This window comes from Paenibacillus sp. HW567 (assembly GCF_000374185.1).
In the GTDB taxonomy this organism is placed as follows: Bacteria; Bacillota; Bacilli; order Paenibacillales; family Paenibacillaceae; genus Paenibacillus_AQ.
In genome coordinates, this window is record NZ_KB910518.1 from 1,859,828 (window position 1) to 1,885,149 (window position 25,322).

Consider the following 25,322-nt stretch of genomic DNA (forward strand, 5'->3'; position numbering starts at 1 on the left):
TCGCTGTTTATAAACAGTGCAGAGGAGGAACGCCATGCTATTTTATCTGATTGCCATAGGGGTCATTCTGGCAGACCAGGCGGCCAAATGGGCGGTGCGCTCCAATATGCAACTGGGAGAGTCGATTCCGGTCTGGAGCGGGCATCTGCAGTTTACCTATTACGAGAACAGCGGGGCGGCGTTCAGCTCCTTTCAGGGATATGGGAAGTATTTCGCTATTGTGGCTGTGCTTTTCGTTGTTGCAATTTTCTATTACAGACGCAAAGGAGAGCTTCGCGGACCTGTGTTGGAAATGGCCAGCGGTTTTCTGGTCGGCGGGGCGATAGGCAACGCCATTGACCGCATACTCTACCATCAGGTAACGGATTTTCTCGTCTTCGGGAGCCGAGGCGGCATTCTGAATCTGGCCGATCTGGCAATCAATGCCGGCGGTCTGCTGATTGTGGTGCACCTGCTGACAGGCCAGCTTAAGCGGTTTGCTTTTAAAAGATAAGCCCCTCTTCACAGCATTCAACTATCATTTTATCTAATAGAAGTTATCATTAATTGTAATGAAGTCGGTTAAACCAGAGCTTTTTACTCTGATTTAAGCGGCTTTTGCGCATTTTATGGGATTATATTCTTTTTATTGCAGTAATTAGTTGAATTCAGACTCGTTGCTCGTTTCTTGTAATTGTGATAGCCTGATTCAAAGATGTTAAAAGGGAAGCAGATTTCATGCTGAGGAGAGGTCGATATTGTTGCAATTACAAGTTACGAACAGTCCTTTCAATGAGGAGCAGATAGAGCTACTGAACCGCCTTCTGCCGTCACTCACAGACTCGCAGCGGATTTGGCTCGGCGGGGATTTAGCCGCACTCTCATTGCAGGAGAGCACAGCCGGATCTGCCGCTTCAGTGGCTGCCCTTCCGGCAGCCGCTTTAGGCGCGGGAGCCGTACCTGCAGCCGTGCAGCCGGTGGTGTCCCGCGAAGTGACGGTGCTGTTCGGCTCCCAGACGGGCAACTGCCAGCGCCTAGCGTCCGGCCTGTCCCGCAAGCTGGAGGAGCAGGGCTTCCAGGTTACGACGATGGCGATGAACAGCTTCAAGCCAAACGTGCTGAAGAAGACGGAGAACCTGCTGCTTCTGGTCAGCACCCATGGCGAAGGAGAGCCGCCGGATAATGCCCGTTCCTTTCACGAATTTCTGAACAGCAAACGGGCACCTCAGCTCGGTCATCTGCGCTACTCTGTGCTGGCGCTCGGTGATACCTCTTATGAATTTTTCTGCCAGACGGGCAAAGACTTCGATCAAAAGCTGGAAGAGCTTGGCGGTCAGCGGCTCAGCCCGCGTGTGGATTGCGATCTTGATTACGATGAGCAGGTGGCAGAGTGGACTGGGCAGGTGCTCAGCGCCCTAAGCGGTTCGCAGAATGCCCAGGGCGTTGCCGGGCAGGATGTACCGGCTGCCGGGCAAGCTGAGCCGACGCAATCGGCATATTCACGGAATAACCCGTTTCATGCCGAGGTGCTCGAGAATTTGAATCTGAACGGCCGCGGCTCAGACCGGGAGACCCGCCATCTGGAGCTGTCGCTGGCAGGCTCCGATCTGACCTTTGAGCCGGGGGATGCCCTGGGTGTCTACCCGGAGAATCATCCCCGGCTGGTCGAGGAGATTATTGCCGCAATGGGCTGGAATCCCGACGAAGCCGTTCAATTGAACAAAAAGGGCGAAGAGGGTCCGCTGAAGGAAGCTCTGCTTCGCCATTATGAGATAACCGTCCTGACCAAGCCGCTGCTTGAGCAGGCAGCGGGTCTGTCTTCGTCCGCCGCCCTGCAAGGGCTGCTGGGACCGGATCGGCAGCAGGACCTGAAGGCGTATATCCAAGGACGCGATCTGCTGGATCTGATCCGGGATTTCGCGCCGTGGGAAGTCCCGGCCCGCAGCTTCGTACCGATTCTGCGCAAGCTGCCTGCAAGACTGTATTCGATTGCCAGCAGCTATAAGGCTAATCCCGATGAGGTTCATTTCACCGTCCGTGCAGTCCGCTATCAGTCGCATGGCCGCGAACGCTACGGAGTCTGCTCGGTTCACTGTGCGGAAAGAGTGCAGCCAGGAGATACTCTGCCGGTCTATATCCAGAACAATCCCAATTTCAAGCTTCCGGCAAATCCCGCTGTGCCTGTAATTATGATCGGTCCGGGCACAGGAGTTGCGCCGTTCCGTTCCTTCCTGGAGGAGCGCGAAGAGCAGGGAGCGGATGGGAAAACATGGCTGTTCTACGGCGACCGCCATTTCGTGACCGATTTCCTCTATCAGACGGATTGGCAGCGGATGCTGAAGGACGGTGTGCTGAATAAGCTGGATGTGGCATTCTCCCGGGATACCGAAGAGAAGGTGTATGTGCAGCACCGGATTCTGGAGCACAGCCGCGAGCTATACACCTGGCTGCAGGAGGGTGCCCACATTTATGTGTGCGGTGATGAGAAGCATATGGCCCATGACGTCCAATCGGCGCTGATTACCGTCCTTCAGGAGGAAGGCGGACTGAGCCCCGAAGCGGCTGCCGCCTATCTCGACAGCCTGCAGCAGGAGCAGCGCTACCAGCGCGATGTTTATTAATTTAGAGTGTAGAAGTACGGAGGGGAAGTTTGGAATTGGAGGAGACGATGAATAGTGGCAAATTATGAATCAGTGGTGAAGCCCATCGGCGGCCCGCCTAGTGATGTTGAACATATCAAGCAGGAGAGCAACTATTTGCGCGGGGCATTAGTCGAAACGCTGAGCAATCCGGTCACCGGAGGCTTGCCCGAGGACGACAACCGGCTGCTCAAATTCCACGGCAGCTATATGCAGGATGACAGAGATTTACGGAGTGAGCGGGAACGCTCCAAGCTGGAGCCTGCCTTTCAGTTCATGCTGCGTGTTGTGGCTCCGGGAGGTGTTGCTACTCCGGCGCAGTGGCTGGTCATGGATGAGCTGGCCCATAAGTACGGCAACGGCACATTGCGGCTGACCACCCGCCAGGCTTTTCAAATGCATGGCGTGCTCAAATGGAATCTGAAAAAGACGATCAAGTCGATTAACGATACGCTGATGACCACCCTGGCTGCCTGCGGTGATGTCAACCGCAATGTGATGAGCGGTCCCAATCCGTACCAGTCCGAGGTTCATGGCGAGGTGTATGAGTGGGCCCGCAAGCTCAGCGACCATTTGGCGCCGCGCACACCCGCCTACCATGAAATCTGGCTGGATGGCGAGAAGGTAGTGGACAGCAAAGAAGGGGTGGAGGTGGAGCCGATCTATGGCCCGGTGTATCTGCCGCGCAAATTCAAAATCGGCCTGGCCGTTCCTCCCGCAAATGATGTAGATGTCTTCTCCCAGGACCTGGGCTTTATCGCCATTCTGGAAGACGGCAAGCTGGCCGGGTTCAATGTTTCCGTCGGCGGCGGCATGGGCATGACCCACGGCGATACCAGCACTTATCCCCAGCTTGGGCGGGTGATTGGCTTCTGCCGGCCGGAGCAGGTCATTGATGTGGCGGAGAAGACGGTCACAATCCAGCGCGACTACGGCAACCGCTCTGTCCGCAAGAATGCCCGCTTCAAATACACCATTGACCGTCACGGCCTGGAATGGTTCAGCGGAGAGCTGCATCACCGGCTGGGCTGGGAGCTGGAACCGGCGCGCACCTATCATTTTGACCACAACGGAGACCGTTACGGCTGGGTGAAGGGCGTGGACGGCAAATGGAATCTGACGCTCTATATCCAAAGCGGACGGATTCAGGACCGCGAGGGCAATCTGCTCATGACAGGCCTGCGGGAAATTGCCAAAATTCACGGCGGAGACTTCCGGCTGACTCCCAACCAGAATCTGATCATTGGCGGCGTAAGCAGCGCGAAGAAACGCAAGGTCAATGAGCTAGCCAATAAGTACGGCCTGACCGACGGCGCACATCATACCGCTCTGCGGCGGAGTGCCATGTCCTGTGTGGCGCTGCCAACCTGCGGGCTGGCTATGGCTGAGGCCGAGCGGTATCTCCCGCTGCTGCTGGATAAGCTGGAACTGGTTATTGACGAAGCGGGTCTCCGCGATGAAGAGATTGTTATCCGCATGACCGGCTGCCCGAACGGCTGCGCCAGACCGGCGCTGGGCGAAATCTCCTTCATCGGCAAGGCTCCCGGCAAATATAATATGTATCTGGGCGCGGGCTTTAGCGGGGACAGATTAAATAAGCTGTACAAAGAAAGTATTGATGAGAAGGAAATTCTGGAGACGCTCACGCCGATCATTCACCGCTATGCCAAGGAGCGTCAGGCGGGCGAGCATTTCGGGGACTTTGTGATCCGCAGCGGTTACGTCAAGGCCGTTACCTCGGGAATCCATTTCCATGATTGACTAGGCACATTGTATACCTAACGAATCTGTTCTTCCCGGCAGCAGGGGGACAGATTCGTTATTTATTTTGGAGCACGCAAGATTAAATTTGGATTTCCGGCGATTTTCTTACATAATATAAAGGAGAACCAAAATACCATAACCAAGAGCCATTATAGTGAGTAATGCGTTCTGTACAGAAGAGGCGAAATGTATGATCATCATGAAAACGATGGAAGAGATCGAAAAAATGCGGGCAGCCGGCAAAATTCTTGCGGAATGCCACCGGCAAATCGCGCAAATAATCAAACCGGGAATCACTACCTGGGAGATTGACCAGTTTGCCGAGAAATTCATTCTTTCCCAAGGGGCAACCCCGGAGCAAAAAGGGTATCACGGTTACCCCTACGCAACCTGCGCATCTGTGAATGATGTGATCTGTCATGGATTTCCGAAGCATGAGGAGCTGAAGGACGGGGATATCGTGACCATTGATATGGTCGTGAACCTGAATGGCTGGCTGGCAGATTCGGCCTGGTCCTATAGCGTCGGAACGATCAGCGAGCAGGCGGACAAATTGCTGAAGACAACCAAAGAGTCGCTCTTCAAAGGCATTGAACAGGCGGTGGCCGGCAACCGGATCGGTGATGTCGCCCATGCCGTACAAGTCTATGCCGAATCTAACGGCTTCTCGGTAGTCCGTGATTTCATCGGTCATGGCATCGGCTCCGAAATGCACGAAGCGCCGGAGGTGCCGCACTATGGGCCTGCCGGCAAGGGGCCGCGTATCAAGGAAGGCATGGTATTTACCATTGAGCCGATGCTGAACACCGGCAGCTACCGGACCAAGGTGGATGCAGACGGATGGACAGCCCGGACCATCGACGGCGGCCTGTCGGCACAATACGAGCATACTTTGGCAATTACCCCTAACGGTACAATTATCCTGACTGAGCTGTAACAGGATGAACAAATAACCCGCGTGTTCTCCTTCTACAAGGGGGAAGCGCGGGTTATTTATGTGACAAATATCGAGTTTTCGTGCGATGTGTGTCGGAATTCACGGCTGGCTGTAGATGAAATGCATATAATGGTAAGGTTTAAGGCTGAAGCAGAATAGAGGATTAAGAATGGTTACAGTTAAAAATTGCAAGAATTTGCTCAAGGCTCCTAGTCCAGTCCAGTGCATGGAGCATTATGGCTGCATTTATGAGAACAACCATCTGATCACTTTAATGGTAGACCCGGTGGACGGCCGCATCACCGATGCGAACCGGGCGGCTTGTGAATTCTACGGATACAGCCCGCGTATCTTCAGAAAACTTCATATCACCGATCTGCAGGCGGACAGCGGGGCTGGAACGGAAGGGTTCCTGAAGAGTGCCATGCCCGGTGGAGAAGGCGGGAAAAACCGCGTATTTATGGACAGGCATCTTTTGGCCGGGGGGCATTTGATTGATGTGGAGATCCGCACCGGAATGATGTCGATACTTGGAAGGTCATGCATCTACACCGTAATTCATGATATCAGCGATCGGGTCCGTTCGGAGCAAAGACTCCGGGAGAGCGAAGAGAGGTACCGGGATCTGGTAGAGCTGTGCCCTGAAGCGATTCTGGTGTACAGCGGGGGCACTATTCTGTTCGCCAACAAACAAACGGAAAAAATGTTCGGCAAGGAGAAGAAAGAGCTGATCGGGCGGGGGATTGAAGCTTTTTTTAAAGAGGAATACATCAGCAGCGCCAAGGATAACCATCTGAAGACCTGGGGCACAACCTCCAAAGAAAGCTTTCGTATTGAGCAGCGGTTCATCCGGCATGACAAACGTGTGTTTGATGTGGAAATTTCCGGTGTGCCGATTGTGTATGAGGAGGAAAAGGCGCTGCAACTGGTGCTGAGGGACATCACGGAGAGCAAGAAGGAAGTGGAACGCGCAGTCAAGCTGCAGAATCACCGCCATTCCATTACGTTCCCGCTGGAGGACAAGGCAGAGCTGGACAAGCTGTATATCCCGGCCAGAACGCTTAGCGGCGATTTCTTTATTTTTCACAAAATAGATGAAAAGCGGGTAATCGGAATGATCGGCGATGTTACGGGCAAAGGCATTTCGGCTGCGCTGAGCATCTCCGCATTGCGGGTGCTGTTTCTCGACTGCCTTACAGCTACAGATGATCCTTTGCAGGTCTTGAAGGGTCTCAATCAAAGGGCGCTCCAGCATCTGGGTGAGGATTATATTGCCGCCTGCTGCTTTCAGCTCGACTTCACGGCCGGGGTGCTGAAAGCGGCAGGCGCCGGGATTAATGAGTTTCTGTATATCCCGCAGGATCAGGAGGCCGAGAGCATTACGGTCAAAGGCGCGCCGCTCGGAATGTTCGGCAACAGTGAATTTGAGGAGAAGACAGTAGCTTTTCATTCGGGCGACCGTTTTTGCTTTTATAGCGACGGGATGGAGCTTCTGTACGATAACGAAGAGCTGGGCCGTGATTACGATTATCTGTCTGCGAAGCTTGCCGGCGCTTGTCTGCAGGATGATTGCACCTGGCTCAGCCTGAATATCAAATGAAGAAGGAGAGGTTTATGGAAGCTGTTCAGAAGGAAATCAGGTTTCACGGTTTGAACAATCACCAGGAGATTATTGACAGGATCATTCAGGAGCTTAAGCTGGAGGACTATGCCTTTGACATCCGGCTGATTCTGATTGAAGCCATCACGAATGCTTACTATCACGGCAATCACAGCGATTGCACCAAACCGATCACGATTAGATATTTGCTCAGCGGCGAGCAGCTTAACCTCCAGGTGGAGGACTCCGGGGAGGGAGGGGCCGCACTGGTCTTCCCGGATAGCATCAGCACTGACGAATTGCTTGGTGAAGGCGGAAGAGGCTTGTACCTGATCCGCTGCTACTCGGATAGTGTGGAGATGATTCACAATACGATGTACATCAGCAAATGTGTATGTCCCTCGTAGAAATAAAAAGGAGAGAATCCTGTGAAAGTGAAATTAAGTTTAAAAGTAAAGATTAGCATCCTGCTGTTTCTTATTATAAGTGTGCCGCTCACTATTTCCGGCGTTATATCCTATAATCTGGCTTCAGATGCGCTGCAAAAAACGATTGAAGAGGAATTGCGCGACACCACGAAATCGGCTGCCAAGTCAGTCGATGCACAGCTTGAAGCTGTAGGCAATTATCTGGGCATTGCCAGCAAGAACAATACACTGGCGAGCTTTGCCGCCAGCCCTGACGGGGCGGCAGACAAGAGTCTGGCCTATGATTATATCTCCGGCCTGCAGAAGGACTATGCGAAGCTGCTGGAATCTTTGCTCATCGCGGACAAAGACGGACAGGTGCTGCTGACCAACAGCTCCGAGAACCCGGGACTGAGTGTGAAGGATCGTGATTATTTTCAGCAGGCGCTTCAAGGAAAAGAAGCTGTCAGCGAGGTTATTCTCTCCAAGGAGACCAATCAGCATATTGTAGCGGTTGCCCGTCCGCTGCAGCAGGGCGGGAAAGTAACAGGCGTGCTTATCGGAACGGTCGTTTTTGATACCATCTCCGCTCCTGTAGCCGAAGTTAAGATTGGAGACAACGGATACGGTTATATGATTGACCGTACAGGACTTATTGTCTATCATCCCGAAAAAGAGAAGATTCTCAAGGAAACACTGGACGGCAACAGCAACAAGGAATTGAATGACCTTGTGCAGATTATGAAGAGCGGAAAAGCTTCGGATGGCTTCTATACCTATGAAGGCGTCCATAAGTACGTTTCCTTTCAGCCTGCGGGGAAATGGATTGTAGCTACCACGGCCAATGTTAAGGAATATATGACTCCAGCGACAGAAATCCGCAGTACTACGCTTTTGATTACTATTGCATTTATACTGGTTGCCCTGCTCGCGGCTTATTTCTTCACCACACGCAACATTGTGAATCCGATTATCAAGCTGGAGAAGGCTATGGCTCTTGCCGGCGATGGAGATTTGACCGTACATACCTCGATCCGCTCCGGGGACGAGCTTCAGACACTGAGTGAATCCTTCAATACGATGATTGACAAGCAGGAGGCCATTATTGAGAAGGTACGGGCCGGCTCCGTTACCCTGACTTCGATGTCCGAAGAAATGGCGGCCTCTTCGGAGGAGATCAGCGCGTCCATTCAAGAGATCAGCTCCAGCACTCAGGAAATCGCCTCAGGTGCGGAGAACAGCAATCAGTCTGTCCTTAACGCCTCACAGGTGCTGGTGCAGCTCTCCAGCCTGGTTCAGATGGCGCAGAGCAAGGCATCGGCAACCTCCGGCAATGCGGATCTTACCAATCAAGCCGCGAAGCGGGGAAGAGCGCAGGTTATGGATACGGTAGAAGCAATGAATATTATCAGCAGCAGCACCAAGACAACCGAAGAGCAGCTTCAGACCGTCAGTGAGCTTTCAGGAAAGGTAGCGACAATTATCGGCACGATCAATGCGGTTGCCGAGCAGACGAACCTGCTGGCACTTAATGCGGCGATTGAGGCCGCAAGAGCAGGTGAAGACGGCAGAGGGTTCAGCGTGGTGGCCGGTGAGGTGCGGAAGCTGTCGGATGAGACGCACAGACAGGCGGATGAGATTTCCGTGCTGGTTCATGATATGGTCTCGCGGATCTCACAGGCTGTGGATTCAATGAGGGGCGCATCGGAGGCTGTGGAAGGCGGAGTCCGTGTGGTCAACGATACGGATACTGCTTTTATTCATATCATCAATTCCGTGGAGCTCATAACCGAAAGTGTCCGGGAGATTCTGGATATTACCAAGGATGAGGTCGCAACCTCTGATCAAATTATCAAGCTTATTGATAATATGGGCAGCATTTCGGAAATAGCGGCAGCGAATAGCGAGAATGTATCCAGTGCGACAGAGGAGCAGGCGGCTACCGTCAACAACTTCGCGGCTTCGGCCCAGGAGGTAAGCGCTATGGCGAACGAACTGGAGACCCTCGTGGAGAAATTTAAAATCAGGGGTGAATAGCGTGAGCGAGATTACGATTGAAATGCCCGAGATGTTTTCGGTGGAAGAAGCAAGTGAGTTTAGAGAGAGCATTAGAGAGCATATTCAGAATGGGGTTTCCAGCTTATTGCTTGATTTTGGCGGCTGCAAGTTTATTGACAGCACCGGTCTTGGCGTCATTGTCAGCTCCTACAAGAAGTGTGTGGAGAACGGCGGCACGATCAGGCTGAAGGCGTTGAATGCCAATGTGCGGAAAATCTTTGAGTTAACCAGACTAACGAATGTGTTTGAGATTCTCTGAGTGATAATAACGGCTGGGGCGTCCCTATAAGGACAGTCCAGCCGTTTTTTTAGTATGACGGTGCAGGTATGTGGTCCGGGAAAATGGCTAGTCAGTGATGTTGCGGGTGTAGTATTCAATAATATCCTTCCGGCGGATAATGCCAAGGAAGATGCCGCTATCGTCCACAACCGGAACGAAATTCTGGTCCGCAGCCAGTGTGAGCATATCCTCCATCTGGGCATGAATCCCGACACTTTCGTTATGCACGTGCCGCTGGATTTCGTTTACTGTGACTTCACGCAAATTCTCAAAAGTTAAGCCCGTTGTATTCTTCAGCTTCCATAGCAGATCTCCCTCCGATAAGGTTCCAACATATTTACCTTCTTCATCAATGATCGGGATAGCCGAATAATAATGATGCTCTAGCTGCTCCAGGGCTTCCAGCATGCTTATGGAGGAGGTGATGAAGGATACCTGAGCTTTGGGCAGCAAAAAAGAGGATATTTCCATAGGTAGGCTCCTTTCAGCAGAATTTTGCAGATCGCGTACCTATATTAAACCATAGTTTGCTATGTAAGCGTATTTAAAATTTGATTTTTTGCCCGGAGAGCTTCTATTTGCCCTCCGGCTTGTCCAATTGTGGAATCATAAAAGACACCGAAGTACCTTGATCCACCTTGCTCTGAATACTCAGCCCCCGGCCGTAGAGCTGGGTTAAACGCCTGTTCGTATTGAGCAGTCCGATCCCGCCGCTGAATTTGCGGGTATGATCCAACAGGTGGCCAATCCGTTCTTCCGATATGCCTTTTCCGTTGTCCCTGACCTCAAAGACGATGAAGCCGTCCATTCTGGAAATGCGGATGATAAGCAAACCTCCGCGTGATCGGCTGAGCAGTCCGTGTTTGACCGCATTTTCTACGATCGGCTGTAAGGTGAGCGGAGGGAGCAGCGGATCTAACCCTTCCTCAATCTCCCATTCTATGGATAGCCGCTCCTCGAACCGGGCTTTTTCGATATATAGATAGGCGCGAACCAGTTCCAGCTCATGAGAGAGAGCGACCAGTTGATTGGAGTTTATATAATCGAAGCTGATGCGCAGATAGGAGGAGAACGCCTCGCTGAGATCGCGCATTTTTTCGGTATCAAATTCGCTTAAGGCCATAATTGAATTCAGAGTATTGAACAGGAAATGCGGCTGGATTTGTGCCTGCAAATAGGCAGCCTCCATGCGCAGCTTCTCGTCGATGGATTGCTTCAGCCCTGTTAAAGACCGGACCCGGTACTTAAGCTCCAAGGCGTCAACAGGTTTGACCAGGTAATCGCTCGCCCCGGACAGAAAACCCGTATAGATATCCTCAGGCTGATTGCGGGCGGTCAGCAGCAGTATAGGCAGTTCGTAGCTTGAAAAGCGCTCACGAACAGTCCGGGTCAGCTCATAACCGGACATATTCGGCATCATCACATCGGCAATGAGGAGATCCCATTGTTCCGTGCCAAGCAGCTTCAAGGCTTCGCCGGCGCTTAGAACCGTTCGGATATGATAATGCTCCCCCGAGAGAATACTGGACAGCACCCTGAGGTTGACCGGATCATCATCGACTGCCAGGATTTTGACCTCGCCTGCAGATATTTGCAATTCGTCAGGATGGAAAGTACTCCATAGCGTGGACAGGGCGGCAGAATGACTCCGCTGGGCAAGACATGCTTCCGAAGTCACGGTGTTCGCCATCATATCACCGCCAGAGATATCCAGCGCTCGTATCCTGTCAGAAGCATCGGCCAGGGGAAGTGTGAAGGAGAACATGGAGCCTTGGCCGGGTGCAGAGCGGACACTGAGGGTTCCCCCGTGAAGCTCCACAAGCTGCTTGCAAATACTAAGGCCTAAGCCTATCCCGCCGCCTTCATTGATCCCTTGTTGTCCCTGTTCATAGGGCTCAAATATGCGGGCCTGCGTTGCTTGATCCATACCGGCACCCGTATCTGCCACATGAACAGATAGTTGCTTGCCTTGAGTCGCGGCGGATACGGTAATGCTGCCTTCGTTGGTATACTTGATTGCGTTGTGCAACAGGTTGAACAGAATCTGCACAAGCCGTTTCTCATCGGCGAATACGGGAGGCAGCGAGTCTGCAATATCATTTTTCAGCATCAGCGCCCGGCCTTCTGTCATAAATTCAAACATGTCGATGACGCCTGAAACCAGCGATTGAAGGGACAGAGGCTGCTGCTGCAGCACAATCCGTTTGTCCTGAAGACGGGTTACGTCGAGAAGATCGTTCAGCAAATTGGACATCCGGCGGCTAATGGTAATGAGCAGCTCCATGTCCTGAACGCTTTTGTGATCCATCACTGCCTGCTCTTTCGCCGCAATGGTCTGGGCGATATTGATGATGCCATGCAAAGGGGTTCTCAGCTCATGTGAGGTGTTGGCCAGGAATTGATCCTTCAGCCGGTCATTTTCCTGCAACTTCCACGTAAGCTTGGCATTCTCTTCCGAATTGCGGAAGTAACGCTTGAACCAATAAGCTGAGAAGCCGACAATGGTCGCAATGACATCGACAGGGTAATAGTAGCTGCTGGTTTTTTCCAAGGATTCAACAGTACCCCAAGCTACACTGGAAGCAATGCTGGTTGCGGCAAAAAGCAAAAAAACCGCATCTTCTTGTTCCTGAATCACCATTCGCACAATCCTGCAGACTACGCCCGTCACTGGAAGCAGATAGATAACGGCGAACAAGGGGATCGTGTGAAAAATATATTGTACAGGCACAATCAGCAAAAAGAGGGAATAGAGAAACAAGGTCGCAGCATAGGCTTTGAACCATTTGCCGTATTTCGGGCTCCCTGAGAAGTTATAGCTGAGCAGCAGCATAAAAAAGGACAGCCATATGTAAGACAGCAGCTTGATTTTCAGCGCCCAGGCATAATTGATCGGCAGCCACAGGAGCAGCAGGGTATCATTATCTGCCACGATGGAGATGCCAACGGCCAGCAGTAGCAGGAAAAACAGCAAAAAGGCTTTTTGCCGGGGATTAAAAAAATACAATATCCCGGCATATAAGGCATGCAGAAGCAGAATAATGAATGTTACCAACTGAAAGCCGATCGAATACCAGCGCTGGGTGTCTATTACCGCTTGAGTGCCGAAACGGATGGAATGGACGATGCCGCCATCCAGAGGCTGGTCGAAATTGGCGGTGCGGACGAGCAGCTCAATCTCCTGGCGGTTCGCGGCAATATAGGACGCAGTGTATGAAATTGCCTTTGGTGTGTATTCTGCCTTGCTGTCGGATAGCTTGCCGATGGGCAATTCCTTTTGTCCGTTAATTTCGAGCTCTGAGGCAGCTTGAATGCGCTGAACCCAGAATCCGTATGGCTCATTTAGTGGTTGGCCCAGCAGAATCCGCAGCTTGTAGGTTGCAAAGCCGAAGGAGGGACGCTCCCCTTTAGTGACAGCATCACTCCAGTCGCCTGGAACCATGACAAAACCCGGCTTCTCCATATTAGGGTGCAAAAAATCCTCATGTGTCAAAAATTTGCCGGGATATATTTCCCACTCGCCGTCCAGTGTAATGGAGCGGGAGTCTTTGATATTCCAGCCGCGCAAATCAAGCACACCTTGAACAGCCTTCGGGTGCTCAGGTGTGGCATAAGCGGTGAGCCATAACCAGCGGATGGCCAGGAGGATGGCCAAATACAACATAATGAGGGTTATATTTTTCAAGTAAAATTGAATTGGTTTATTCATCATAAAACTTTAATTCGACAAATAATTCGCATTTTCCTTCAAAAAAAGAATACAGAATCCTTCAGAAGAAGGTCCTATATCCTTAATATTTAGCGGTATAAGTTTAAGCGTTATTGCCAGCTTCACCATTGTCGTGGTTGAACTGCCAGATGATGCCGAACTTGTCCTTCAGGCTGCCGTAACATTTGCTAAAGAAGGTCTCCTGCAATTCCATAGTTACAGTTCCGCCTTCGGCAAGCTTATGGTACCACCCTTTGAGCTTCTCGACATTGGTATTTGATAGTGTAAGATTTACGTTATTCCCTTCCACAAAAGGCATGCCCGGAAAAACATCCGAGAACATCAGCGGGCTGCCGTCAACAAGCAGCATGGCATGCATTACAAGATCTTTGGCCTCGTCCGGCAGAGGGTAGGAAGGATCGGCAGGTGATTGTCCAAAAGTCATGATGTTCGGAGTTTCTGTCCCAAAGACGCCCGCATAAAATTCCACAGCTTCACGGGAGTTTCCGTTGAAATTCAAGTAAACATTAATTGCCACATGCTTCACTCCTCAAGTGTTTTGTACAGACAAGCGTATTGCATCCACATTGTAGCATGTGCCTATCCATTTATAAATATACGGATCTATCCTGAAATAACGATGTCCGAACAGAGGACATTGTTATGGAAGCCTCGAATTTGGCGAAGCTAAATTGAGGGTCTTCTATGGAATTTCATCGTCTGAAGTGCCGCGAAAGAGCGGCATGGATGTCTGTTGTTCGTATAGTGAAACTCATAATTCATTTAAAATTTCATTGACCCAGGAATAACATTGCTGCAATTGCTCATCGGTGATCAGGTCGGAACGGTGTTCGAACAGATCAAGCCATTTGAAAAGGTATTCACTGCGCCCGGCCAATTCGCTTAACGAATATTCACTTTCGTATATGTTTCTCAAGCTCTCTGTTTCTGCCGGATCGAATGGGGTGATATTACATTAAGTTGAACACTCTCGTGAGCAGAGGAAATAGTCATATGTTAAGATCATAGGGCGTTCTGTATGCCATTGAATTGGCCGCTGGAGCGCTCTTTGGCTGTGTACATGACAGGGAATAGGAAAATGGCAGAATGACTAAAGCACCAAGCAGGAATAATCTGGGCAGGTATCGAATAAATAGCGAGAATATCAGCATAATTCGACTTTACTTTCATACATAAGAGGGGTTGTCACTACTATGAAGAAGAACAAGACGCTTTTCCTGATCGTGACGTTTGCTTTAATTTTTCTGCTGCCTTTATTCGGGAGCTTAGCGAAATGGAAGGGGATGCCGCCGGGTTATGGCGATTTTCCCGCCCAATTGGCGGAGGCTGACCCGGGTTTTAGTGTGCTGTATTTTTCCCTGGCCTGCGTTGTTGCGCTGCTGATTACGCTGGTGCTGGTATTTCCCCGTCTTTTCGGATTCAAAAAAGTGAAAGAAGCTCCCGCGCCGAAAGGTAAGGCTACTCCTTTTCCGGTCTGGTTCTGGTGGAGCCTGCCTGTGCTGGTGATCAGTTGGTTTCTGATGTGGGCACGGGTGAAGCTCGTCATTTCACTGGAATATTACACTTTTGTCCCGCTGTGGTGGTCCTTCATTCTAATTCTGGATGGCCTGGTCTATAAAAGAAATAAAGGCGCGTCGATCATCTCCCGCAAACCCCATGTCATGCAGCTTCTCGCTGTGGTGTCCTGCTTCAGTTGGTTCGCCTTCGAATACCTGAATTTTTTTGTCATCGAAAACTGGTATTATCCCAATAACAAAATCTTCACGAATTTCGGCAATGTGTTCTGGTTCTCGCTGTCGTACACGACGGTGCTTCCGGCGATCATTGAATGGTATATGCTTCTTAAGACCTCCAGCGCCTTCAGGAACCGCTACAAATATGGCCCGAAGCTCTCCGTTTCCCGGACCCTTCTGATTATTTATTACATTCTTGGGTTGATTCTGGCCTTCGGCATGGGCTATTATCCTTATCTGCTGTTTTGGGTGCTCTGGGTCGCCCTGGTTCCGATGCTGTCCGCCGCAATGGCGCTGGTCGGCTACTGGACGCCTTTTACAACGATCAGGAACGGCGATTGGTCTAATGTAATTCTGATCGGTCTGGCGACGTTGTTCAACGGCTTCTTCTGGGAGTTCTGGAATTTCGGCAGCGAATGGTTTCACGATTCAGCTCCGACCAACCCGAATTTTTGGAAGTACTCCGTACCTTATCTGGACAAATTCCATATTTTCTCCGAGATGCCTGTCCTGGGCTATTTCGGGTATCTCTTTTTCGGGCTGAATTGCTGGATTATCTGGCTGATAGCTGCCTATGTGTTCAAATTTGACGCTGACTTCGAAGTGACGGGAGATAACAGCTAAAGGTGGAGTGGGTATGATTGATTTCGAACATTATCAGATACTGGAGACCATTTCCGATAACTACATAAAATCAGTTTACAGATGCAGGGATGCTTGGACTGGTGATACGGTCATTCTGAAGGTGCTCAAGTCGGAGTTCTCCGGGACTGAAGCTGTGCTGCGGTTCAAGCAGGAGTATAAGCTGCTCACAGAGCTGAACAAGAACATGCACGGTGTTATCAAGCCCTACAGGCTGGTAGAGCACAGCAATTGTTGCGTGATGGTACTGGAGGATATCGGGGGGCGTTCACTCAAGAAAATTATGGCAGAGGAGGATTTGGGCCAGGAAACGCTGCTGCAGCTTGCAGTCAGGGTCGTGGACATCCTCGGAGCGATTCATGAACAGAACGTAATCCATAAGGATATCAAACCCTCCAACATTATATGGAACAGAGAGCGGGACATCGTTCAGATTATAGATTTTGACCTCGCCGTGAAGCTCACCAGGGAGAAACGGGATTTTCAGAACAGCGGTGTGCTGGAGGGAAGCCTGCAGTATATTTCTCCGGAGCAGACGGGCCGAATGAACCGGAATATCGACTACCGCAGTGATTATTATTCCCTGGGAGTTGTCCTGTATGAGATGATGACCGGAACGAAGCCCTACGCTGCTGATGAGATGCTGGAGCAGATCTATTCCATTATCGCCAAAGAAGCGGTTCCGCCTTACAAAGCTACCGGAGGCAAGGTATCCAGCGCCCTGTCGGCTGTGATCATGAAGCTGATGGAGAAATCCTCGGAAGACAGATATCACAGCGCCTACGGGATCAAAGCCGACCTGAAGAAATGCCTTGCCGGTCAGGAGAGTTTTGTGGTTGGCGCAGAGGACCGGCTGAATCTATTCCGGATTCCGCAGAAATTATACGGGCGCGAGCAGGAAACTACACGCCTCGTCGATGCGTTCCGCAGAAGTGTCAGGGGCAATCCCCAACTGATGTTTGTCACGGGTGAAGCCGGTGTGGGCAAAACCGCTCTGGTGCATGAGCTGCATAAGTACATCAGCCAGGAGAAGGGATTGTTTGCTGAAGGAAAGTTCGACCAGTATAACAAAAATATCCCTTACAGTGCGCTGATTCGGGCTTTCCGAAGATTGATCAGCCAGTTGCAGGGTAGCCCGGATGAGGAGCATAAGGATTATGTTAAGCGCTCCTTGACCAAAGCTCTGGACGGAAATGGCAATCTGATTGCCGCACTCATCCCGGAGCTTGCAGACTGGATTGGCGTCCAGCCCGAGATGGAGCCGCTTAACCCTGCGGAGGAAACAAACCGTTTCTTTCTCACCTTTGCCAAGTTCATTGAAGGAATCACGCGAAATGAAAGACCGCTGGTCCTGTTCCTGGACGATGTCCAGTGGGCGGATTACTCCAGCCTCCAGCTTGTTGAGAGACTTGTGCTTGATCCCCAGTTGCGCCGGGTCTTTATCGTCTGCTCTTACCGGCAGAATGAAATTCATGAAGGACACCCGCTCTTTGGCGCGATCGCCAAAATTGAGAAAAGCCGCGAGGTCGGAAGCATTACACTGAACCCCTTGTCCGAGGATAAGCTGGGGCGCTTGATCGCCGATACTTTGTACACCTCCAAGAGCCGGGTGCTAGAGCTTACGGAGGTGATATACAAGCGGACAAAAGGCAACTCTTTTTTTACAAATGAAATTTTGAAGGATTTATATAAAAACGGTTATCTGTACTTTGACGATGTGCAGGGGGCATGGGATTGGCAGCTTGAACAGATCCTCTCCCTGCCGGTGAATGAGAATGTTGTTGATTTTCTGATGCTGCGGCAGCAGGAATTGCCGGAGGATGTACAGCGGATCTTGATGCTAAGCGCCGCGATAGGCAATGTGTTCGATTTTGGCATCCTGGCCTTGATTGCGGAAGAGCCGCTTGAAGTCATTGTCCGTGCGTTTGCAAAGACTGTGGAGGAGGAGTTCATTCTTCCGGTGGATCACCGGTACGGGCTGATTTCCGGCTTCCTGGCGGAACCGGAGCCAGACCTGCTGGGCCGGATGAACCTTCAGTTCCGTTTTGCCCATGACAGGATTCAGCAGGCCTTTTACCAGAAGCTTGACTCCGGCAAAAGTGGGGGGCTGCATCTGGCGATTGGCCGTTTGCTGATTAAGCATCTGCCCTCTGAAGAAGCGGAAGAAAGAATCGTTGAGATCGCCTCGCATTTGAACAAAGGTCTGGAAGGGCTTGTGGACAAAGCTGATATCAACGATGTTATCGGGATTAACCTGAAGGCTGCGCGCAAGGCCAAGTCTGCTTTTGGTTATGACTCGGCCTTCAAGCTGCTTACAGCAGCCATCAGCCTGCTGCAGGGGGATGCCTGGGAAGAGAACACACCGCGAACGGCGGAAATCTATGAGCTGTATGCGGAGTGCGGCTATCTGACCCATCAGGTGGAAGCTGCCGATGCAGCTTGCAGAGAGCTGATTAAGCATACGAACGACAGACTTGCCCTGGCGCAAATCTATGAAATGCAGGCCAATCACTATATGTATCTGGGGATGATGAAGGAATCCATTGACTCCGGCAAACGGGGGCTGTCTGCGCTTGGCATCAGAATTCCAGCAAAGGTAGGCATGGCCTCGGTTCTGGCCGAGCTGGCAAAGATCAAATTGGCGCTTCGCGGGAGAACTGTCGAGAGCATCTTCGAAGCCCCGGAAATGAAGGACCCGGAAATGAAGCTGATTATGCGGCTGCTGATCAATTTTATCCCTCCTGCTTTTATTTCCGGGGAAACCTCACTGTTTGGCTTTGCGGTACTGAAGAAGGTCGGGCTGACGCTGAAATACGGCAATTCGCCTGAATCCGCACTCGCTTTTATCGGGTATGCCATGCTGCTGTCCGGGTTCGGCGATATTAAGGGCGCGTTCGACTATGGCCGGCTGGGCGTGCGGATTAATGACAAGTTCCATGATCAGCAGTGGAAAGGGGCCGCTATCGTATTATATACGCTGTTCTGCCATGCCTGGACCGAGCCTTGGGACACGCTGCAGGAATGGTTCACTTCCTCGATCGAAGCCAGTCTGCGGACAGGGGATTTGCTCTATCTGGCGCATTCCTGCTTCTATGTGAATCTCTGGAATCCGACGCTGGATATTGCCGCCAATCTGCAGGAGAGCGACAGAACGATTGCCATGATCGAGAATACCAAATACAAGGAATCACTTGCGACCGCACTGCTGGCCCGGCAGTATTTGCTGAATCTGGGTGGTGAATTGGAGAACAACCTTTCGTTTGACAGTGAATCGTTCAGTGAAAGGGACTATTTGCGGGAGCTGGAGGAAGCCAAATATTATTCCGGGATTGCAATTTACTATATCTATAAAATGAAGCTGCTGTTCACTTATGAAAGCTACACCGAGTCTTTGGAATACATCGAGAAAGCCTACCCGATTATCGGCACACTGGCCGGTTCGGTATTTATGGAAGAATTCGCTCTCTACACGTTCCTGAATCTGGCTTATAGCTATAAGCGGCTGGGCGGGTATGAGAAGAGAAAAGCCCGGGCCAGAATGCGCAAGGAATACAGCCGGATGCAAAAATGGGCCAAGCATGCTCCCGGGACCTTCCGCCAGCATGAGCTGCTGATGAAGGCTGAATGGGCCAGAATCTCGGGCAAGGACGATGAGGCAGGCTACTACTACGACTTGGCCATTGAGGCCAGCGAGCAGGGCGGCTTCCTACGGTATAAAGCGCTCACGAGTGAGCTGGCGGCACGCTTTTATTACAACAAGGATTACAAGGAGTTCGCTGCTTATCTGCTGAGACAGTCCGTGTATTATTATTCGCTCTGGGGGGCAAAAGGGAAGGTCGGCTTTCTCAATAATCGTTACCCGGAGATTGTCCGGAGAATATCCACCAAGGAGTTTCTGCACGGACGCACGATTACGGATTATTCCGAGAGCATAGATTTGAACTCGATGATTCTGGCTTCACAGGCCATTTCCAAAGAAATTGAGCTGAACAACCTGCTGGCAGCGCTGATGGAAATCGTCATTAAAAACGCCGGAGCGCAACGGGGCTGTATCCTCATGACCTCCAAGACGAATCTGCTGGTGGAAGGCGAATACCGCCCGGAGGATGATAAAATTTTCGTGGCCGTGCATGACCGTACAGTGTTTGATCCGCTGCCGTATTCGATTCTGAAGCAGGTGGAGGAGAGCGGGGAGAGCCTGATCTACAAGGATGCGTTCTCGGAGACTCCGTTCGTCAATGATCCGTATATTGTCAAGCACCGGCCCAAATCCATGGTCTGCATGCCGCTGATCAACCAGAATAAGACCATTGCAATCATCTATCTGGAAAATAACCTGGTAACGGGTGTATTTACCGAAGAGCGGATGAAGATTATCAATCTGCTGTCCCGGGAAATGGTCTTCTCGCTGGAGAATGCCACGCTTTATTCGGAGCTGGAGCGTTCGGAGGAGAAATACCGCGAGCTGGTCAACAATCTGCAGGACGGCATCTTTATTACGCAGGACAAAATATGCAAATATGCAAATGAAGCCTTGGCGCAAATGCTTGGGTATGAAATCGAAGAGATGCTGGAGCAGCCCTTTGAGAATTTCGTCAGCCCCTCGGAGCGGGAGAAGGTCATGCATTATTACGCCAGAAGGGTAGAGGGCAAGCAGGCCCCCTATGAATATGAGACTACTTTAATGCATAAGGATCAGGCCCGCGAGGTGACGGTGATTCACAAAGTGACGCGGGTCAATTACTTGAACCGGCCGGCGATCCAGGGAACAGTGAAGGACATTACGGAGCGCAAAAAAGCGGAAGGCGAGCTGCTCAGGCATAAGGAGCATCTGGAGGAGCTGGTTGCGGAACGTACGAGGGAGCTGGAGCTGAACAATGAGGAGCTGAACAAGTATATTCACCTGATCGAACGGATCTCCATCACCGATGAGCTGACGGGACTGTACAACCGCAGATACTTCAATAAAGTGTTCCTGGAGGAAGTGGAGAAGGCCGCTTCCGGGTCGCAATATCTGACCTATCTGATGATGGATATCGACTATTTCAAGAAATACAACGATACCTACGGGCACTATGAGGGTGATACGGTATTGCGGAGAGTGGGAGCCTTGCTGCAGGAGCTGGCAGCGCGGGCGGACGGGTATGCGTTCCGGCTAGGAGGGGAGGAATTCGGCATCGTCATCACCGGCTTCACCCCCCGGCAGTCGCGCGAATATGCCGAGAGCCTCAGAAGAAGCATCGCCGAGCTGCAGATCCGGCATGCGCTCAGTGAGGATTACGGAATTATTACAGTCTCCATCGGGGTTGCCGCTGTCCGTGTGGATAACCACCGGGAAGAGGACATTTACAAGCTTGGCGACGATGCGCTGTATCAATCCAAGTCGGAGGGCAGGAACTGTGTAACTCTGCTTCAGTAATGGAAGTTTGCACCGCCAAGGGTAATTTCCCCGTTTTTTGCAGATACTCCTCCTAAAAAGGAAGGGGAGGCTGCTGCAATGGAGCGTGACAAGAAAGGATTATCGGTGTGGGGGCTTACGATGCTTGCACTCGGGACGGTGGTGGGCGGCTCGTTTTTTCTTGGCTCGTCGGTAGCGATCCGTGCAGCCGGGCCGTCTGTGCTGCTGTCCTATGTGATCGGCGGGATACTGGTGTATTTCATCTTGTCCGCATTATCGGAAATGACCGTAGCGAATCCGGTCGCCGGCTCCTTTCGGACGTATACGGAGATGGCCTTTGGGCGGGGAGCGGGATTCACCGTGGGCTGGGTATATTGGACAGGGCTTGTACTCGCAATGTCCAGCGAAGCTACAGCGGTATCCATTCTGCTGCGGGGCTGGTTTCCCGCCCTGCCGCTGTCACTGCTCGGGTCCGGAATTATTGTGGGTGTGACGCTGCTTAACCTGCTCGGCGCAGAACGGCTGAGCAAGCTGGAGAGCGGCCTTGCCGCGTTTAAGCTGCTTGCGATTGCTGCATTTGTAATCCTTGCCGTGGCTCTGATTGCGGGGATCGGCAGCAGAGGCACGGGAGCCGTAGGCCTGGGGGTTGTCCGCGGGCAGAGCCTTATGCCGGGAGGGGTGGCCGGAATCGCCGGAAGCATGCTGATGGTCATGTTCACCTATGCCGGGTTTGAGGTGCTTGGTCTTGCGGCATCGGAAACAGCCAATCCGGGGGTGACTATCCCCAAAGCGATCAGATATACAATCGTGTTATTAGTCAGCCTGTATTTAGCTGCCATAGCTGCGCTATTTCTGCTTCTTCCGCCTGCCCGGGTGTCAGAACAGGTGAGTCCGTTTGTATCGGCATTAAGCTTGTATGGCCTGGGGTGGACCGGGAATGTAATGAACATTGTACTGGTAACGGCTATTCTCTCAACCATGCTGGCTTCTGTATTCGGTCTGGGCCGGATGCTGCGGTCATTGGCTGAGGAAGGCCATACTCCGGATTGGATGCGGGACCGTGCAGACATTCCGTACCGGGGCATCCTGATCTCCGGGAGCGCGATGCTGGCCGGTCTATGGCTCGGTATGCTGCTGCCGCAGGGGGTCTACCTCTTTCTGGTCAGCTCGGGCGGCTTCTCGCTGCTGTTCTCGTATGTTGTTATCATGGCCAGCCATTACCGGCTGCGGAAACGGCACGGCAGTCCGTTAACCGGGGGGCATGGCCTGCGCGGTTATCCCTACACCTCCTGGCTTGCTATCGCAAGTCTGGTTGCTATTCTGGCGAGCATGCCGCTGATCCCCGGCCAGGGCGGGGGGCTCGCCGCCGGAGTGATGTTTGTTGTGCTGTTCTCGGGGATCTATGCTGTAGGATGGCGGAGGAGGGCAAGGGAACCGGGAAGAGTGCGGAAGCCCCTGCTGCAGATGCCATCCGTGAAAGCGCAGATGGAAGCTTCGGAGGAGCTGGAAGGGAAGAAGGAACGGAAATAAAAGAGAGAAGGGCTTCCATTAAGCAGATTTTTCCGCTTACAGGGAAGCTCTTTTTTGTGCCTTGATAGCGTCTTAAACCTCATTCTGCCGAATAAGATTAGGTGATGCGGGACTCTGCAGACGATCCAAACCTGATTAAAGGGGGAGCTATTATGCATCCGGCTACAACCTATGCGGCAACCGTCGATCCCCGGACCTTCATGACCTTTAGGGCGCTTGTTGAAGCGATCATTCCCGGTTCGCCGGTGACCTGCGCAGATGATGCGGAGCAAGCGGCCGGAGCCGTAGATTTGTGCATTCACGAGTACATGATCTGGGAGCTGGATCACAGTCTTTCGCTGGTGCTGGGATTGTATTTGACGGTTATTCCGCTATCCTGCTCTACTGCAAGACTCCTCGATGCGGGGGCGGTTCAGCTCGCTGCCTCGGGACAACTGCAGCATGCCCCAAACCATCTGCTATGGCGGAGCAGTCCGTTTGCCTCGTTGTGCCCGGCTGACCGGATTCGTGTGCTTGCAATACTGGAGCAAATGAAGGTTGATCTGGGAGCCTTGCCGCCTCCTTACCGGAATGATGGAGGTCTTGTCCGGTATATGATTGATTTTCTCACCAGGCAAACGATGTTTGGAAATTACTCGGAATGGTCAGCCTACGGGACGACCCGGCTTCGAACGCCGACTGCGCGAAGGCTGGAATATTTCCCGGTCAGTTGGAAGCAGGCAGGTTATCCGGGAGTGGTCCCTGGCTACCGTGTCCTCCTTGGCAATATGCTGACCATCGAGCGTAAGGGAGGGGAATCCACGATTGTATGAGGCTGAGGCAACGTTCGATGCGGATGTAATTGTCATTGGGTCCGGCGGCGGAGGCGCCGTTGCGGCGAAGGAGCTTGGCGAAGCAGGCTTGAAAGTGCTGGTACTGGAAGCAGGCCCTTGGTACGGAAACAAGAAATGGGAGAATCCGAACAGCGAGCGTGGCGGGGAATGGAGCTCCGATTATAAGGATTTGGATGTGGGGATATACAAGAAGATTTTCAATGCATATGAAAATAATATGAACGATGTGGTGTCTGGCGTATTCCGTTTTGGTCCTGCCGACCGCCGCCGGACGCCGTGGCACAGGGTTATGCGCCAGACGGGTGACATCTGGCAGGCGTCCGGTGTGGGCGGAACGACCCAACACTACTGGAGCCAATCGCCGCGCGCTTTTCCCGTTGCGGTTGATGATATTTGGCCGATCAGCTACCGGGAGCTGATGCCCTATTATGAGAAAGCGGAAGCTACGCTGCCCGTCCAGTTCGCACCTACAACGCCTAAGGAAGAGCTTTTTTACTATGGTGCCAAAAAAGCAGGCTGGCCGCTCATTCCGACACTCAACGTCACGACTCCGGGCTACCGTCCGAATCCGAATGCCATTTTGCCGCCGAACGAGCATCTGATGGACCCGAATTATTCACTTGAGCAATTATCGGTCATGGAAGGATGTACCCTGAAGGGGAATTGTGTCAATGGCTGCTCATCCGGGCCGTCCGTTGATAGAATCGCGAAACGAAGCACCCTTGTCAGCTACATCCCGCTCGCGCTGAAGACCGGAAATGTCGCGGTCCGGCCCAACTCCTTCGTGATCAAAATTTTAACAGCACATGATCCCAAGGGAGGACTGCGTGCTTCAGGTGTACAGTTTCGGGATACGTGGACGGGGGAAGTCGGCGAGCTAACGGCCAGAACCGTTGTTATGGCTGCGGGCTGCATTGAGACACCACGCCTCTGGCTCAATTCGGGTCTGCCTCAGAACGAATGGGTGGGCAGAGGACTGACCAATCATTGCTTCGACTGGGTCGCGGGCGTATTTGATGAAAAGGATCTGCTGAGCATTATGGGTCTGCCGTCCGTTTATCCGTACGCCGGTCAAACCTCGGGGGCCAGGGTGGATATTCCGGGAACGGGGATATTCCAGGTGTCCTGCTTAAGCCCGGGAATCATGTCATTTCTGACCTATGGCTTCAGTGAAGCGGGCTTTGACGCCCTTAATCCGCCGGAGCCGGGAGCGCCGTGGAACATTCGCGGCCGTGTCGTCGGCCCCAAGCTCAAAGAGCTGATGATGAACTATAGCCGGACGATGAGCATGCTGCTCCTTACGGATGATGAGACGCTGTACCGCAACAGGGTTGAGGTCGATCCGCTGCTGAAAGACGAGAACGGACCGATTCCGGTCATTCATTATACTCCCAGCATCAAGACGCTCAAGAGACGTGATAGGCTGGCGAGATATGCTTCGGAGACGCTGCAGCAAGCCGGTGCCAGAACGATTATCCGCTCGGATACGCCCTTTTCCTTCCTGCTCCACCTTGAGAGCACGATGCGGATGGGGTATGTCACCGATACGAACTGCGAGGCTTATCAAGTGAGCCGCCTGTTCATCGCTGATAACAGCGTACACTTCAATGGAATTGGCGGCCCGAATCCAACGCTGACCACACAGGCGCTGGCCACGCGGACAGCAGAGAAAATCGTCGCCAAGTATTTTAGCTGAGTTTCAAATTCCCTAGTTCCCCATTACGGTTGCGTAATACAGAACGGCGCCTGATAAAGCAACGATAAGCAAAAAGGCGATGGCTTTTCCGAACAC

General features: G+C 52.1%; 17 protein-coding genes. 13 read left to right on the forward strand and 4 right to left on the reverse strand.

The annotated features are described in order from the left end of the window. Nucleotides 1-34 precede the first annotated feature (34 nt). The 8 genes from lspA (at nt 35) to B212_RS0108355 (ending at nt 9,643) form a co-directional block, all read left to right on the forward strand. Entirely contained in the window at nt 35-493 is a 459-nt protein-coding gene (lspA, locus tag B212_RS0108320; RefSeq protein WP_019910123.1) for a signal peptidase II, read from the forward strand. A 247-nt stretch (nt 494-740) separates the two neighbouring features. Further along, complete coding sequence (locus tag B212_RS0108325; RefSeq protein WP_028530690.1) at nt 741-2,600, forward strand: assimilatory sulfite reductase (NADPH) flavoprotein subunit; 1,860 nt, start codon at nt 741-743, stop codon at nt 2,598-2,600. Nucleotides 2,601-2,654: 54 nt separating this feature from the next. Then, the gene (gene cysI / locus B212_RS0108330) at nt 2,655-4,379 is read left to right on the forward strand and encodes an assimilatory sulfite reductase (NADPH) hemoprotein subunit (RefSeq protein ID WP_019910127.1); all 1,725 of its coding nucleotides are present in this window, start codon (nt 2,655-2,657) and stop codon (nt 4,377-4,379) included. Nucleotides 4,380-4,572: 193 nt separating this feature from the next. Beyond that, entirely contained in the window at nt 4,573-5,319 is a 747-nt protein-coding gene (map, locus tag B212_RS0108335) for a type I methionyl aminopeptidase (RefSeq protein ID WP_019910128.1), read from the forward strand. A gap of 169 nt (nt 5,320-5,488) precedes the next feature. Further along, nucleotides 5,489-6,919 (forward strand): SpoIIE family protein phosphatase, encoded by a 1,431-nt coding sequence (locus B212_RS0108340; protein ID WP_019910129.1) that lies wholly within the window; start codon nt 5,489-5,491, stop codon nt 6,917-6,919. A gap of 14 nt (nt 6,920-6,933) precedes the next feature. Beyond that, complete coding sequence (locus tag B212_RS31085) at nt 6,934-7,326, forward strand: ATP-binding protein (protein WP_019910131.1); 393 nt, start codon at nt 6,934-6,936, stop codon at nt 7,324-7,326. 21 nt (nt 7,327-7,347) lie between these two features. After that, nucleotides 7,348-9,363 (forward strand): methyl-accepting chemotaxis protein, encoded by a 2,016-nt coding sequence (locus B212_RS0108350; RefSeq protein ID WP_019910134.1) that lies wholly within the window; start codon nt 7,348-7,350, stop codon nt 9,361-9,363. Nucleotide 9,364: 1 nt separating this feature from the next. After that, nucleotides 9,365-9,643 (forward strand): STAS domain-containing protein, encoded by a 279-nt coding sequence (locus tag B212_RS0108355; protein ID WP_019910136.1) that lies wholly within the window; start codon nt 9,365-9,367, stop codon nt 9,641-9,643. A gap of 87 nt (nt 9,644-9,730) precedes the next feature. Here the strand turns inward: B212_RS0108355 and B212_RS0108360 are convergent, their stop codons facing one another. From B212_RS0108360 to B212_RS34440, 4 genes are all read right to left on the reverse strand, one after another. After that, nucleotides 9,731-10,135 carry a CBS domain-containing protein gene (locus B212_RS0108360; protein WP_019910137.1) on the reverse strand — a complete coding sequence of 135 codons (405 nt, stop codon included), beginning with the start codon at nt 10,133-10,135 and terminating at the stop codon, nt 9,731-9,733. A gap of 103 nt (nt 10,136-10,238) precedes the next feature. After that, nucleotides 10,239-13,376: a hybrid sensor histidine kinase/response regulator gene (locus tag B212_RS0108365; RefSeq protein ID WP_019910138.1), complete on the reverse strand. Its 3,138-nt coding sequence runs from the start codon at nt 13,374-13,376 to the stop codon at nt 10,239-10,241. Between the two features lie 100 nt (nt 13,377-13,476). Continuing rightward, complete coding sequence (locus B212_RS0108370; RefSeq protein WP_019910139.1) at nt 13,477-13,911, reverse strand: VOC family protein; 435 nt, start codon at nt 13,909-13,911, stop codon at nt 13,477-13,479. 234 nt (nt 13,912-14,145) lie between these two features. Further along, on the reverse strand, nt 14,146-14,310 hold the full coding sequence (locus B212_RS34440) for a hypothetical protein (RefSeq protein ID WP_019910141.1): 165 nt from the start codon (nt 14,308-14,310) through the stop codon (nt 14,146-14,148). 277 nt (nt 14,311-14,587) lie between these two features. Here B212_RS34440 and B212_RS0108380 point away from each other — a divergent pair, with 277 nt between their 5' ends. From B212_RS0108380 to B212_RS0108400, 5 genes are all read left to right on the forward strand, one after another. Then, complete coding sequence (locus B212_RS0108380; protein WP_019910142.1) at nt 14,588-15,751, forward strand: hypothetical protein; 1,164 nt, start codon at nt 14,588-14,590, stop codon at nt 15,749-15,751. Nucleotides 15,752-15,764: 13 nt separating this feature from the next. Then, nucleotides 15,765-21,188 carry a diguanylate cyclase gene (locus B212_RS0108385; RefSeq protein WP_019910143.1) on the forward strand — a complete coding sequence of 1,808 codons (5,424 nt, stop codon included), beginning with the start codon at nt 15,765-15,767 and terminating at the stop codon, nt 21,186-21,188. 78 nt (nt 21,189-21,266) lie between these two features. Then, complete coding sequence (locus tag B212_RS0108390) at nt 21,267-22,697, forward strand: amino acid permease (protein ID WP_019910146.1); 1,431 nt, start codon at nt 21,267-21,269, stop codon at nt 22,695-22,697. Between the two features lie 152 nt (nt 22,698-22,849). Then, nucleotides 22,850-23,509, forward strand: a complete 660-nt coding sequence (locus tag B212_RS0108395; protein WP_019910147.1) for a hypothetical protein — start codon at nt 22,850-22,852, stop codon at nt 23,507-23,509. Then, nucleotides 23,502-25,226, forward strand: a complete 1,725-nt coding sequence (locus B212_RS0108400; protein ID WP_019910148.1) for a GMC family oxidoreductase N-terminal domain-containing protein — start codon at nt 23,502-23,504, stop codon at nt 25,224-25,226. The genes B212_RS0108395 and B212_RS0108400 overlap by 8 nt, the downstream gene beginning before the upstream one ends. The last annotated feature ends 96 nt before the right edge of the window (nt 25,227-25,322 follow it).

Coding starts and splice junctions, on each gene's coding strand:
- lspA (WP_019910123.1), top strand. CDS start 35: ATGCTATTTTATCTGATTGCCATAGGGGTCATTCTGGCAGACCAGGCG.
- map (WP_019910128.1), top strand. CDS start 4,573: ATGATCATCATGAAAACGATGGAAGAGATCGAAAAAATGCGGGCAGCC.
- B212_RS0108340 (WP_019910129.1), top strand. CDS start 5,489: ATGGTTACAGTTAAAAATTGCAAGAATTTGCTCAAGGCTCCTAGTCCA.
- B212_RS31085 (WP_019910131.1), top strand. CDS start 6,934: ATGGAAGCTGTTCAGAAGGAAATCAGGTTTCACGGTTTGAACAATCAC.
- B212_RS0108360 (WP_019910137.1), bottom strand. CDS start 10,135: ATGGAAATATCCTCTTTTTTGCTGCCCAAAGCTCAGGTATCCTTCATC.
- B212_RS0108365 (WP_019910138.1), bottom strand. CDS start 13,376: ATGATGAATAAACCAATTCAATTTTACTTGAAAAATATAACCCTCATT.
- B212_RS0108380 (WP_019910142.1), top strand. CDS start 14,588: ATGAAGAAGAACAAGACGCTTTTCCTGATCGTGACGTTTGCTTTAATT.
- B212_RS0108385 (WP_019910143.1), top strand. CDS start 15,765: ATGATTGATTTCGAACATTATCAGATACTGGAGACCATTTCCGATAAC.
- B212_RS0108390 (WP_019910146.1), top strand. CDS start 21,267: ATGGAGCGTGACAAGAAAGGATTATCGGTGTGGGGGCTTACGATGCTT.
- B212_RS0108395 (WP_019910147.1), top strand. CDS start 22,850: ATGCATCCGGCTACAACCTATGCGGCAACCGTCGATCCCCGGACCTTC.